We start from the raw sequence: 13,538 nt of genomic DNA on the forward strand, positions 1-13,538 counted from the left end.
GGCACTCCCCCTTAAAAGGAGAATGCCTCTTTGTGAAAGAACATACTTTTGTCGAAACATGGTGATAAATACTCATTTTAGTAGCTTGCAGTGCTGCGTCTGCTCCGCTCCCCCTTGAAAAAAAATCCCAGCGCCCATTTTGCACACAACAGCGAGAATACAAAAAACAAAAGCGCCCAGACAATCGCAGGGAGCGGTGTAAGCCGTGCCAGATTAGCCGCATCTCCTGCACGTCCCGGGGTAACCGCCGCAGCCGAGACCAGAAACAGCGAGCCCATGACAGATTCCTCCAGGGTCAGGAAGGCCAGGAATAAATAATAATATTTGCCCGCCTTTGGCCAGACGAACAGCATGACCAGATTCAGCAGGATGAACCCGCCCAGCCAGAGCATGCCGAATCCGCCCCGCACATACAGGACAAGCATCACCAGCGCCACACCGGATGCCAGCAGCAGTCCCCATCTATACCGCCCTTTGTTATACAGATAAAACAGCAGAAGTGAGAATAATGACGCCAGCGTATACCCCGCCAGTGATACCAGAACCGCCTTCCCGCCCGCTTCTATAGCCGAGTAGGTGACTCCGCTATGATCTGCATACAATTCAATGCGCAGCACACTCCCCGAGAGCAGCAGCGTGACCAGCGCATGGCCGAATTCATGGAACATGGTATCCAGATTGCGGAACAGAGAGGAAAATGGAATCAGCCGGGTCAGTAAAGCGGAACCTGCAAGAAACAGCAGGGTTTTGAGCCATTTGTTCATAGCGTGCAGCCCCTTTCCGTACAAAGTATACGTGAATTCAGCCAGGAACGGTAGCCAAAAAGAAACCTTAAGGGCCTGAATCCGGTATTACCTGTAGATATGGTTATCCTCCTGGGCCGCAGGGTAAAAACTTTGTAAACTCTTGTTAGGGACAAAATATCGCCCCAACCGCCAAATCACGCCATACTGCGGCACCAGATGCCAAGCCAAGCTAGTTCTGCTATGTTAAAATAAGAGGAAAGGCCAGTCTATACCAGGTGGTGATTTAGAAATGAAGCCCAAAGTAAAACACACTTATACAAAGCTGTTATGTTCAGTACTGATGCTCCTGGGATTGTCAGTCATCTTTCCCGCTCCTGCGGCAAAGGCTAATTATTTCAGTGACTTATATAATGGATTGCAGAATTTCTCGGAGCTTCCCGGTGAGGTCAATCAGTTGCAGGAGAGCTACAGGCAAACTACGGAGGAGCTGCAGCAGACCAAGGAACAGCTTGGGCAAACCCTGCAGCAGATGGCTGATTATCAGGCCCAGAACGCGGCCCTGCAGGAGCAGAACCGCCAGCTCAGCCAAGTGGTGGATGAACTGAAAAATGACCGTACAGCAAGGGAGAACTACTATAACCGGATTAAAGTTACCGTAGTTACCGGACTTGCGCTGGTACTCGGTTACTTCGTGCTGATCCGGCTGCTGCGGCTGGGCATGCGCCACAGGTCCAGAAAAAGCGACCGCCTGCTTTAATGTGTAATGTGTACATGAGGGAGTGTAAACTATGAACATCGATGTCCAGGATGAAGGCGACAGCGGCAGCGGACAAGCCGTGGCCTTCACTGTTGACGAGAACGAAGAAATTCATGTGCTGCATCCACAGCAAATAATCGCTTATCAGGGCCCTTCTTCAGGCCGCGCGGACCGGCTGATGGATGTCAAGGGAATGTACCGCAAACGCAAGCTGATCCGCTCGGATATGACCGGCCCTTGCCGCTTCGTTGCCGCCCTGCCTCCCGGCTACAGGGTCAAAACCTTCCAGCTGGACGGAAAAAGCGATCTGCTCTATGATTTCAGGCATCTGTTCTTCTACAGCAAAGGAATTACTATGCAGACCAGGGTGCTGAGCATGAAGAACATGCTTGTTACACGCGATGTTATCAAGGTTAAGTTCTCGGGACCGGGCAGCATCGGCATTCTGACCGAGGGAACCGTATGTGAAGCCGAGCTGCACCCCTTAGATCCACTGTATGTGGATGCCGGCAGTATTATCGCTTATCCCGAAAACGCCAAGCTTGAGCTGACCGTCTACGGCAATCACTTAGCCAGCCAGCATATGAGCTACCACTGGAAGATGACCGGCCACGGACCGGTCATGTTTCAGGCCGGACGCCAGAGCCGCCGCTTCGAACGCGACAATAATGAGGACGGCATTATCAAACGTTTTCTGCGTGAAGCACTGCCCTTTGGCGGGGTCTTCATTAAGTAGCCCGATATACGGTTATCGATTGTAAAAAGAGCGCCCGCGAATTTCTTCGCGCGGCGCTCTTTGTTGAGGCTGTAACTTGGGTTATGGCTAACGGTAAGTAACGCTCAAATCTGCCTCAGCTTCTTGGATTAAGCCAAGAAGGCGTTCAGCATCCAGGCGGATTTCTCCACGCTGTTTCTTATTCCAATCAGCAGGTCGGCAGTAGGCTGATCACTCAGTTCTTCCGCAGCCGAGATCGTGCTCTTCAATTCCTCGGTCACAACAGCAAAGTCCTTAACCAGTTGGGCAACCATTTCCTGTGCGGTTTCTCCACCAGCCGCTTCCTTAAGATCGGAGAGAGCCAGATATTGTGTCATCGTTGAAGCCGGTTGGCCCCCGATCGCCAGCAGGCGCTCTGCCAGATCATCCACATATGTGGCAGCTTCTGTATACAGCTCTTCAAATTTGGTGTGGAGCGTGAAGAATTGGGGTCCACTCACATACCAGTGGTAATGATGCAGCTTCACTCCCAGCAGTGTCCAATTTGCGGTCTGACGGTTTAAGGCAGCGTGCAGTTCAGTATGACTCTTGATTTGTGTACTCATTCGAACAACCTCCTATGGCCTATTTATTTGTTATTTGTATTTAGACTCGTTCTAAATCTATATACAATTTAACATATCGCTCAGAGTTTTGCAAGCTATCCTGAAATAACGGTTCCGATTCATAGGACATGGAACTGCTGCAAATTCTAGCACACTCCCCCTTCGACACCTATTATTTCTATCACATTTAGCCAAATGCTGCCGAATTGACATAAATTACTCCATTGCGGCAGATAAGATTACATTATCGGCAGATGGGATTCTGCCACCTTTCCTTTTCCGCTGCGGAAGATGGCCCGCATCTCGTCACGCTTTGATTTTGGACTGAGCACATATACTGTGTCTCCCGGCTCGATGACTGTGCTCCCATGCGGGGTCACAATACTTTTATTACGGATGATGGCGGTGAAGAGAATATCCTCGGGAAGCCCTATCTGCGCAATTTGCATCCCGGCTATAGGCATATGCTGGTCAATGGCAATATGATTGAATTCGGAATCCGTCTTGCCGAGTGCCACCAGCTCCATAAGCGAAGGCTGGGCATCGTCTTTTCCAACAAGCCTTAACCGGGAGGCCAGCGGAGAAATGGTTGTCCCCTGAATGACCGCCGAGGTCAATACCACAAAAAATACAACATTAAAGAATAAACGCCCTTGCGGAAGTCCCGCCAGCAGCGGATAAGTCGCGAGTACAATCGGTACCGCACCGCGCAGGCCCGCCCAGGAGATCAATGTTTTCTCCCGGATAGAGAACCTGGCAAACAGCAGGCTCAGGAACACTCCCACCGGCCTTGCAACCAGCATGAGAATTACGGATAGCAGAAGGCCCTGCCAGGCAATGTCCGCCAGTTCATTCGGAAATACAAGCAGCCCCAGCAGGATGAACATAGCAATCTGCATCATCCATGCGAAGCCATGGTTAAAATTCATGATCGTCCGGTGATACATAAGCTCGGAATTTCCCAAAGTCAGGCCTATGACATATACCGCCAGCAGGCCGCTGCTATGGACCATGGCTGCAAGTCCATAGGTCAGCACGGCGAACCCGATCGCCATGACCGGATAGAGCCCGGTAGAATCGAGATTAATCCGGTTAATCAGGTAGACGGCAAGCTTACCGACCGCTATTCCCATCACCAGCCCTATCCCCATCTCCCATACAAAGGACAGCAGGAGGCTCCAGATGGCGGTATCGGGATGCTGAATCCATTCAATCAGCGATACGGTCAGAAACACTGCCATGGGGTCATTGCTGCCTGACTCCGCCTCAAGCGTAGACGTCAGGCGTTTGTCAATATTTTTGCCGCCGAGGACAGAGAACACCGCTGCCGCATCAGTAGAGCCCACAATGGCTCCGAACAACAGACTTTCCGCCCATGGCACATCCAGCACAAACCTTGCGAACACTCCTACAATCGCTGTGGTCAGCAGCACACCCACCGTCGCCAAAGAAAGTGCAGGGGCGATGATCGGCCGAATGTCCTTGATGCTGGTCTGCATGCCGCCCTCAAACAAAATGATAATCAGGGCAAAAATACCGGCAACCTGCGTCAATGAGGCATTGTTGAAATAAACAAAGCGGCTAAGCACCATTCCCGCGGCGATGAACAGTACCAGTGCAGGCATGCCAAAGCGCGTGGAGAATTTGGTAGAGAGCACACCGACCAGCAGCAGCGCTGCCAGCAGTAAAATAATATTGTCCGCAAGATGTGTCATATCTAAGGTACCGCCTTTCCTGTAAGTAACGCCCTTCACACCAGGCTGGTCTGATATGTACGTTATTACCCCATACCCGCTAATCCCAAAGCAACAGTTGCCCTTATTCAGCTTTCCCAATTCACAGTAAAAAACCCCAGTGGTCCATAAATCCACGGAGGTTATTCGGATGGGCTTATTCTCTTGAATAGACTTGCATTTCATGAATGGACCAGTAGTTCCCTCCCGAGCTGGTCTGCACAATCCGGAGATATCTTGTTTTGACTGCAGGAAATTCGATTTTGGTCTTTTCCAGCTTTCCTTTACCGGAAGCGATCTTGTTCCAGCTTTTTGCATCATCCGAAATATATAGCTCATATCCCCGGGGATAATCATAAGAAGATAAGGTATAGTCCAAATCTACCGCTTCCACCGAATGGACACCCGCCAGATCAATCTGGATATATTCTCCGGAAGCCTGATGTTTGCCGGTATCCCAGCGTGTCCGCCTGTCTCCGTCAATGGCATTTGCCGGACCTGAAGCCTCAGTGTTCACATTGGATGAAACCTTCCACTCCGAACGGTCCAGGGGAACCAGTCCAGTAGCTGTGATCTGTGTTTTCTCCGACATTACACTTGAACCTGCTGTACGAACCGCATAGGTGTACAATGTGCCCTCCTGCAGCTTGCCGTCCGTATATTCTGTTTGCTTGATGCCGGTGGCAATTACCTTGAGCTCACTGCCGGGACTGTCGGCCCGGAGCACTTCATAGCTTGCTCCGGGGGCCTCCAGCCAATTCAGTTTAACAGAGGGTCCTTTGACAGCTGCTGCTTTTAAACCTTGGGGTGCAACATCCGCTACCTCGGAGGAAGGCTCCAGAATATACTGTACAGCCTCACCGGGAGCGAGTGTTTCGTTGAATTCAAGCGTTGGTGCAGCACTTTTTCCCGAGACATAGCTGCGGGCTTCTTCATAAGTATCCCCGTTGCCGAAGCGTTCGCCCTCATACACTGTTTTCTTGGGCATGTTCACTTTCACTGTGACGGTTTGCGGTGTTTCCTCAAAGTTGACGAAGTTTACCAGTACCTTGTTCGAGGTGGCTCCGGTTCCGGCCAAAGGCTCCAGAGTGGAGGTATCAACCGCACGGACATACACCAGCTTGTCGGCCAGGGCCTCCTTATTGGTGATTTCGTAGCTTAACGGAGCGCCGTGTGTGGCATAAGCCAGATCCAGCCGCCTCATGATGCTGACACGCGAATCCTCGCCTTTCTTGGTATAATAAATCTCCGTTTTTACCGGATCATGGTCTTCCAGGTTAAAGCCATACTTGAACAGGCTGAAGTTTTTGAAAAAAGCCGCATGCTGGACAAACATGTCCGCATAGCCGATATGCGCACGCATAATCCGGTCGAACACCGCTGCCGTCCGTTCGGAGGCTCCGTATTGGTAAGCATCCACATGAGAGTCGGAGGTCCCGAATTCGGTCGTCAGCATTTTTTTGCCAAGCCCGTCTGCGGCTCCGCCGAAGGTTTTCAGATTCTCGGTAAAGCTGCCTCCATTGCTGAAAATATAAGACTCGCCGTAAGAATGTCCATTGGTCAGGTCAGTCACTTCCTCCAGTTCGTTCCGCTGCTCCGGATCACGTTCCCAGCCGTCCGGGTCGCCGCACTGGCGCACCGTACCCTTCTGATTGCCGCAGGAATCATCGCTGTAATCCGGCCAATAGGCCCAGCCTGGAGCCACGGTCTGCAAATGGGGGGCGATTGTTTTGCCCTTCTTGTTCAGCCAGTCGGCAATTGCCAGATTTACCGCCTTGGAGCGGTTAAACAGCCCCGGCTCATTATCGACTTCATAATATTGAAAGTACGGGCTGTACTTCTCGAAATAATCCGTCAGCTTCTTCTCCGCGGTTTCCGGCAGTGAGCCATCTTCATTAAGTTTGATATCGCCCGTGTACAGATACAAGGCTACCGCCTGCATATTGTAATCCTTCAGCACCTTATAGTATTCTTCCATATTCGAACAGGAGCGTCCGACATCGCTGGCACAGCTGGTACGCATAATATTGCCGCTGTACGCTACACCGAGCCACTTCATGATATAAGGCAGATGTGTAACCGCACCTTCGTCAAAATAAAACTGCTTATTGTTGACCATAGTCCCGGTCAGTGTATAGCTGCCGTGAATCGGCTCCTTGATCGGTGTCTTGAGTGCCTCCAGGCTAAGATTATCCCAGGTCCACCAGTTATATTTATCCTCCATATCTGAGGAATACATTCCGCGTGTAGTCTGGAGCTTAAGCTCATTAATACCGGCAACCAGCTGTTCTTTGGGAATATACAGCTCATAGGTTTTACGAAAATTGTATTTGCTGTCCGTTCCGTCGATACCGGCGATCTGAATAATTCCCGATAGCTGGCGGTTGGAAAAGACGCTCATCTGCGGAACGGATTTGTAGGCATCGAGGATGCTTACGCGAAATAAGACCCCGTTCTCCGGGATCTTATCCAATTTGTACTTAATCCGCAGTTCAGGGTTGGTATCGCCTCGAAGCCCCGAAGGGATGGACTGGAGTGCAGAAGCTTTCAAAGTCGTAGAAGCAACATTAATCACTTCGTCCCCGTCAGGGGCTCCGGTCTCTGCAAATTCCGCATCCGATCCGTCATGCCGTCCGAACTGCCAGAGGGTCGTGCCCTCCGGCAGCTCTGGTCCCGCATCATTGGCGGCGGACAGTTCAGACATATCTACCTCCACTTTGCCTTTATTCGTCCCGTCCTCTCCGAAGACAGAGATGGATAACAGAAACAAGATGGCAAGTGCAGCGAATTTTAGTAAAAGATGAAGTGGTTTGCGTGTTTTTTTCTTAGTCCTAGCTCTCATTCCCATGTCCTCGCTTTCTTCCGGGGTGTGTGCCCAGGCCTTGCAGGCCTGATTTTGCTCCATTTATTAAGGAAGAGTAAGGGCGTTCTGGGGGATGAGCCCAGGCTTCTGGCTCGGACTCTTCCACATCAGGCGGATGCTTGCATCTCCGCGGTTCTCATAATATTCTACTTTCAGGTTATATGAGGTTCCTGCTGTGAGCTGAATGCTCCCCACGCGGCTGACACCGCTTTGCTTCTTCCAGCTGTCGATAATCAGCTTGTCGCCGATCCATACACGGACGCCATCATCCGAGGAAGCAGTGAACGTATACTCCTCACTGTAGACCGCCTTCATTTTCCCGGTCCAGCGCACGGAGAAGGAATCCTTGTTCACACCTGCCGCCGGAGAATCTCCATGCCAGTTAAAGTCAATCTTCTTGTCATTGCGGGTGAGCACAGGCGTTCCTGAGAGTTCAGCATTGTTGAAATACTGGCCTTTCAAGCCATTTTTCGAAATAATGCCTGCGGCATTGTTCGTTTTGGTATTAAGCGACTGAAGGTAATCCTGTCTGGATACCGTATGCTGATTGGTCATAAAACTCCGGATTTTCTGGAGGTTGTTATTTTCGGTCAGCATTTTCCCCCATGTCATCGTATATACCCATTTACTTTGGGTTTGAGACAATATAGCAGGATCTGGAAGCTCCCCGCTCTCTCCAATGCCTATAGGCTTTCCATTAGCCAATTCGAGCAGGCCTTCATAATAAGACTGTTTGTAATCATTATTGTAGATATCAGCCGCCAGTACATCCACCTTATCCGCTCCAGGATAATAGGCACTGTAAGGATCTGCCCACTCATTCGGAGCATTCGGATTCCATACCCACAGCAAATTATTTAATTTATGCTGGTTCACCAGCCGGTCGTACGTAATATCCCAGAGTTTGGAAAAATTATCCTTCTGCCCCCACCAGAACCAGTTCCCGTTCATTTCGTGATACGGACGCCACAGCACAGGAACTCCTGCATCCCGCAATTCACCCAAATAGACGGCAATCTCGTCAAGTGAAGCAAGCAGGCTTTTGTATTCCGGCGTCCCCGGTGTAACATAGGCATCGAATTTCTCCTGGCTCAGGCTCATATGCACGTTAGCCCACTCCGGGGAGGTTCCGGGGAGGTTCTGATGGAACGTCATCGCCACGATGCCCCCATCCTCATGCCATTGAATTGCGCTGTCCACAACAGCCTGGCGCTGCCGGGCAATGGTTCCCCTCGACTGGTTGTTAATCGCTCCAAGCTCATAGCCATGCAGCACTGCGTACTCCCCTGTGGCATTCTTCAGCTTGTTGTTGTATTCGTCGGGGCTCTCCAGATAGTCATGCTGTCCGGAGATTATGCCCTTTCCTCCGAGATCAGCCAGATAATCCAGCAGATCGGCGGCTTCCTGCGAAGCCGATGGATTCACCGGTGTGACTGCCTCCGGGGGAATGATCACATTCCGTTCAATAGAGAGACTGCGCGCCTCACTCCAAGGCAGTAAGGAAAGGATAAAAATAATAGGCAGCATCGTAATAAAAAGCCGGTACTTGCGGTAAGTGTTCAATGTAATCTCCTCTCTCCAGCCGTAGGTGGCTTCCAATTCGCACATGGGTGAACTTAAAGTTTGACCAGTATGCAACATAGAAGGGCTATAGCTTAGTAGCCCTGCTGATAAGGCAGGGCCATTGGACTTTTAGGATTAATATTGTAACGGCTTAACCAGTATCGGCGTTCGGGATGAATTCAGCAGTATTTCTTTAGGAAGCGGAAGGAAGAAAAAGGGCGCTGGCAGGAACCGTCTCTTTGACTTGGCTTGGACTTTCCCACATCAGCCGCGCTCTTGCATCCCCTTGGTTCTCGTAATACTCCACTTTGATATCATATAATTGCCCGGCTTCCAGGCTTATGCTTCCTGTGCGTTCGGTTCCGCTCTGCTTCATCCAGCTGTCAATCACAAGAGTGCCATTGACCCAAACGCGGACACCATCATCTGATGTTGTATAGATCTGATAGGTTTCGCTATATAGCGGTTTGATCTTGCCGCTCCATCGTACCGAGAAGAAATCGGTGCCGATTGCAGCATCCGGCGAACCCAACCGCCAGTTGAAATCGAGCACAGCATCGGTGCGTACAACTGCCGGAGCACCAGACAGCAGCATATTGCTGAAATATTCCGCCTGCAATCCGTTATCAGCAGGCGCTGCTGGTGCCGGAGCAGGTGCTGGTGCCGACATCGGTTCTGGAGCCGGTGCCAGTGCAGGTTCCGGCGTTGGCGCCGGGGTTGCTACCGGCGTTGCTGTCGGTGTTGGCGCCGGGGTTGCTGCCGGCGTTGGCACCGGGGTTGCTACCGGTGTTGGCACCGGGGTTGCTACCGGTGTTGCTGCCGGCGTTGCTGCCGGGGTTGCTACCGGCGTTGCTACCGGTGTTTGCACCGGGGTTGCTACCGGTGTTGGCACCGGCGTTGGTGCAGCTTCCAGCAATGTTTGACTTGGGCTGGCTGAGGTCTTGACGTACAAAGCGCTTGTTGGAACTGTAGCTTTGGTCTGGCTGGTGCTCTGCCACATCAGACGAATGTTGGCATCGCCTGCATTTTCGTAATACTCGACTTTGATATCGTAGAGCTGCCCTGCCTTCAAGGTGATATTTCCGGTACGTTCAGTTCCGCTCTGCTTAGTCCAGCTGTCGATTACGGCTGTACCGTCAATCCAGACGCGGATACCATCGTCTGAAGTCGTGGAAATCGTATAAGTCTCGCTGTACGACGGTTTGATTAGCCCGGTCCAGCGGATCGAGAAATAATCCACACCCAGTGAAGATACCGGAGCGCTCAGGCGCCAGTTGAAGTTAACCGCAGCGTCGTTACGCACGAGTACAGGTGTACCCGAAAGCGTCATATTCTTGAAGTATTCTCCCTGAAGACCATTTTGACCGGGAAGAACCACCATACCATCATCAGGAGATAGTACCGGTGTGGCTGTAGGCTTTACCGTTGGCACCGGTGCCGGTGTAGCTGTTGGCACCGGGGTTGGCGCGGCCGTTGGCACCGGTGCCGGTGTAGCCGTCGGTACTGGCGTTGGCGTAGCCGTCGGAGTAGCTGGAGCCGCAGGTGTCTCCACCAGCCCAGCTTTGTATTGATCCAGTGTCACTGTGTAACTGTCATTCATAAAGTTTTTGATGGTAGTGGTGCTGTTGTTCTCATAGAGCATCTTTCCCCAGTTCATCATATAGACCCATTGTCTCTGGGAGAGCTGCAGCTTGGCTGTGCTTGGCATTTCGCCATTTTCACCAATGGCAATGGGTTTGCCGTCCGCGAGGCTCAGCAGGCTGTCATGATATTTGTTCATATAATCATTGTTATATATATCTGCTGCGAGAACATCGACCTTGTCCGCTCCCGGATAGGTCAGTTCATAAGGATCCGACGAGGCATTCGGAGCATTGGGGTTCCACACCCACAGCAGGTTGTTTAATTGATGAACGTTTACGAAACGGTCATACATAATATTCCAAAGTTCCGCAAAATTATTTTTCTTCCCCCACCAGAACCAGTTGCCGTTCATTTCATGGTAGGGTCTCCATAGGACTGGAACACCAGCGTCACGCAAGCTCTTAAGCGAAACGGCCACTTTGTCCAGATCGGCGATCAGGCTGTTATATTGAGCCGTACCCGGTGTTACATACTTATTGAATTCCGCTTGGCTAAGCGTCTTCTGCACATTCGCCCATTGGTACGGGGTGCCGGGCAGCTGCTCATGGAAGGTCATCACGACGATGCCGCCATTTTTGTACCAGTTGATCGCGCTGTTCACCACATTTCTGCGCTGCGCTGCTCCAGTGCTTTCCGACTGGCCGCTGATTAAGCCCAGCTCGTAGCCGTGAAGGGCCGCGTACTTTCCGCTCGTCCACTTCAATCTGTTGCTGAATTCATCCGGGTTCTCCAGATAGTCATGCTGGCCAGTGATAATACCTTTTCCTGAAATAGCGTTTAGATCGTCAAGCAGCTTGACGGCAGCAGTTGAAGCATTGGGATTAACCGGAGCTGAAGAATCCGGGGCAGCAGCTGCCTTCGATGGCGCGCCCCCCAGGCCAAACGGCACTGCAGTCAGAAACAGGGCAATAGTTAACATGATCGACACCAGACGCGACTTACGGTAAGTTGTCAAAATTCATCTTCCTTTCGGTAGCCAGGCTGCCACTCTTTCGAAGGCCCTATAGCTTTGCGTCCCTATCTTTCGATTAGGTTTGCCTTTGTCGTTTTGGAAGGATTTCTCCCTCTTACCGTAAGTATCGTCTCTATTAAATTTTTAGTTTAGAGCATTAATGAACTTTCCTTAATAAATGGTTCTTAATACCTGTTTTGGAATTGTAACAATTGGGTAAATAGATTATTTAGCCCTAGCTCAAAACCCTTAAACCGACAGGAACCGGGAAGGTTCCGCCGGATTCGACAGCGCCTTCGGCGCAATTTTTTACGAAATAAACTGCTGCAGAGCGATATCTTCCCACTCCAGTGTAATACGGATATTGTCTTCTTCCACCAGCTCCGAGCCGGTCTGCACTTCAATGAACTCCACATCTGTCAGCGCCAGAATGGCATGTTTTGTTCCTTCCGGTATGCGGACTACATCCCCTGCTTTCACATTATGCATCTTCTCATTCAGCACAATGCTTGCCTCGCCGCTGACGATCGTCCAGATTTCACTGCGTTTATGATGCAGCTGATAGCTGATGTTTTTACCTTCGGATATAAAAATCCGCTTGGTCAGCACTTCATTGCCCTCATCGTACTTCACATAATCAATAACCTTATAGTGACCCCAGCGGCGCTCCTCGTACATCGGTCTTTGTTCAAAAGACTTCAGCACTTCCTTGATGCGCGGGCTTTCCGTTTTGTGGGTCACCAGAATGCCGTCCGGGCTGGCTGCGATGATCAGGTCTTTCGCTCCGATTACTGTGACCGGAATGTCCAGCTCATTGATCAGGCAGGTCCCTTCGGAATCGGCGGTCACGAAGCCTTTGCCCACGTGGTTGCTGCTCATTTCCTCGGTGAGGGTATTCCATGTGCCAAGATCCTTCCAGAACCCGGCGTACGGCTGAACGACGATATTCTCCTCTTTTTCCACCACTTCGTAGTCAAAGCTGATGGATGACAGCAGTTTATACTGCTTTTGCAGTTCCTCATAGTTCAAAGGCAGACCTTTGCGCTGCAAAATATCCAGCAGATAACCCAGGCGGAATGCGAATACTCCGCAGTTCCACAGTGCTCCCCGGCTGATCAGCTCTTCGGCCTGTGCGCGGTCCGGCTTCTCCTGGAAATGGCTCACCTGCATATAACCGCTTGCCGCCGCCTCATCGCTGGTAGGAATAATATAGCCGTATTTCTCGGATGCAAGCTCAGGGACCACACCCATCAGCGCCAGATTTGCGCCGCTTTCCTGCATCGTTGCCTCAAGCTGGACGACGGTTTCAAAAAATGAAGCCTCCACATACGGATCGACGGGGAGAATAGCCACGGTCTCACTTGGAGACACCCCTGCCATTGAATACAGGTAAGCTGCAGTCAGAGCAATGGCCGGGAAGGTATCGCGGCGCTCCGGCTCCACAATGATTGGCACCTCTGCGCCGAGCTGGCTCTGAATCATTTCGACTTGGCTGCGGCCGGTAGCCAAATACGAGGAATCCGCCATGCCTGTCTCCTGAAGTTGTCTCCATACCCGCTGTACCATGGATTCCGGTTCGCCCGCCGGGCTTTGCAGCACCTTCAGAAATTGCTTGGAACGGGAATCATTGGACAACGGCCAGAGCCGTTTACCAGAACCGCCAGATAGAAGTACCAGTTTCATAAGTGAACCCTCCTATTTATGTGTTGTCGCGTGAATATCGGATTGTTATTGTGAGCTGCTGCCGGGTGGCTTTCGCATGAAAGGCAGGAATGTCACTGACGCATTAAGTTGCATGACAATACTTCAGGTCGGCTGTTACGGGAGTCTCTGCAAGGAATGTTTGGACTTCCGGCCGCTGTTGTCCCCAGATTTCTTGAAACGAACCGCTTTTAGCGGTTGAAATCCGGTGACAAAGGCGGACGCATTCGCTCTTCCAGTTCCAAAATTCCTCTCCGTT

9 protein-coding genes and 1 riboswitch are annotated in these 13,538 nt (G+C 51.2%); of the genes, 2 read left to right on the forward strand and 7 right to left on the reverse strand.

Going from position 1 to position 13,538, the window contains the following annotated elements; all coding sequences use genetic code 11:
* Positions 1–77 precede the first annotated feature (77 nt).
* Positions 78–764: a M50 family metallopeptidase gene (locus BLQ82_RS20075; protein ID WP_062523461.1), complete on the reverse strand. Its 687-nt coding sequence runs from the start codon at positions 762–764 to the stop codon at positions 78–80.
* 271 nt (positions 765–1,035) lie between these two features.
* Between BLQ82_RS20075 and BLQ82_RS20080 the strand changes: the two genes are divergently transcribed.
* Positions 1,036–1,503 carry a hypothetical protein gene (locus tag BLQ82_RS20080; protein ID WP_062523460.1) on the forward strand — a complete coding sequence of 156 codons (468 nt, stop codon included), beginning with the start codon at positions 1,036–1,038 and terminating at the stop codon, positions 1,501–1,503.
* A 31-nt stretch (positions 1,504–1,534) separates the two neighbouring features.
* Positions 1,535–2,239 (forward strand): AIM24 family protein, encoded by a 705-nt coding sequence (locus BLQ82_RS20085; RefSeq protein WP_062523459.1) that lies wholly within the window; start codon positions 1,535–1,537, stop codon positions 2,237–2,239.
* A gap of 128 nt (positions 2,240–2,367) precedes the next feature.
* Here the strand turns inward: BLQ82_RS20085 and BLQ82_RS20090 are convergent, their stop codons facing one another.
* The 6 genes from BLQ82_RS20090 to BLQ82_RS20135 form a co-directional block, all read right to left on the reverse strand.
* Positions 2,368–2,823, reverse strand: a complete 456-nt coding sequence (locus BLQ82_RS20090) for a Dps family protein (RefSeq protein ID WP_062523458.1) — start codon at positions 2,821–2,823, stop codon at positions 2,368–2,370.
* A gap of 239 nt (positions 2,824–3,062) precedes the next feature.
* Positions 3,063–4,538, reverse strand: coding sequence for a potassium/proton antiporter (locus BLQ82_RS20095; protein WP_062523457.1), 1,476 nt, complete (start codon positions 4,536–4,538; stop codon positions 3,063–3,065).
* 175 nt (positions 4,539–4,713) lie between these two features.
* Complete coding sequence (locus BLQ82_RS20100) at positions 4,714–7,260, reverse strand: discoidin domain-containing protein (protein ID WP_062523456.1); 2,547 nt, start codon at positions 7,258–7,260, stop codon at positions 4,714–4,716.
* 204 nt (positions 7,261–7,464) lie between these two features.
* Positions 7,465–8,982, reverse strand: a complete 1,518-nt coding sequence (locus BLQ82_RS20105) for a glycosyl hydrolase (RefSeq protein ID WP_143013507.1) — start codon at positions 8,980–8,982, stop codon at positions 7,465–7,467.
* Between the two features lie 193 nt (positions 8,983–9,175).
* Entirely contained in the window at positions 9,176–11,581 is a 2,406-nt protein-coding gene (locus BLQ82_RS31125) for a PA14 domain-containing protein (protein ID WP_244280884.1), read from the reverse strand.
* A gap of 13 nt (positions 11,582–11,594) precedes the next feature.
* Positions 11,595–11,675, reverse strand: a riboswitch (cyclic di-GMP riboswitch).
* Positions 11,676–11,887: 212 nt separating this feature from the next.
* The gene (locus BLQ82_RS20135; RefSeq protein WP_062523455.1) at positions 11,888–13,261 is read right to left on the reverse strand and encodes a sugar phosphate nucleotidyltransferase; all 1,374 of its coding nucleotides are present in this window, start codon (positions 13,259–13,261) and stop codon (positions 11,888–11,890) included.
* Positions 13,262–13,538: the final 277 nt, after the last annotated feature.

The sequence above is a fragment of the Paenibacillus jilunlii genome (assembly GCF_900102965.1).
In the GTDB taxonomy this organism is placed as follows: Bacteria; Bacillota; Bacilli; order Paenibacillales; family Paenibacillaceae; genus Paenibacillus_AQ; species Paenibacillus_AQ jilunlii.

Bases quoted from the DNA above. Each gene is read 5' to 3' on its own strand.
- BLQ82_RS20080 (WP_062523460.1), top strand. From the start codon at position 1,036: ATGAAGCCCAAAGTAAAACACACTTATACAAAGCTGTTATGTTCAGTA.
- BLQ82_RS20095 (WP_062523457.1), bottom strand. From the start codon at position 4,538: ATGACACATCTTGCGGACAATATTATTTTACTGCTGGCAGCGCTGCTG.
- BLQ82_RS20090 (WP_062523458.1), bottom strand. From the start codon at position 2,823: ATGAGTACACAAATCAAGAGTCATACTGAACTGCACGCTGCCTTAAAC.
- BLQ82_RS20075 (WP_062523461.1), bottom strand. From the start codon at position 764: ATGAACAAATGGCTCAAAACCCTGCTGTTTCTTGCAGGTTCCGCTTTA.
- BLQ82_RS20100 (WP_062523456.1), bottom strand. From the start codon at position 7,260: ATGTCTGAACTGTCCGCCGCCAATGATGCGGGACCAGAGCTGCCGGAG.
- BLQ82_RS20085 (WP_062523459.1), top strand. From the start codon at position 1,535: ATGAACATCGATGTCCAGGATGAAGGCGACAGCGGCAGCGGACAAGCC.
- BLQ82_RS20135 (WP_062523455.1), bottom strand. From the start codon at position 13,261: ATGAAACTGGTACTTCTATCTGGCGGTTCTGGTAAACGGCTCTGGCCG.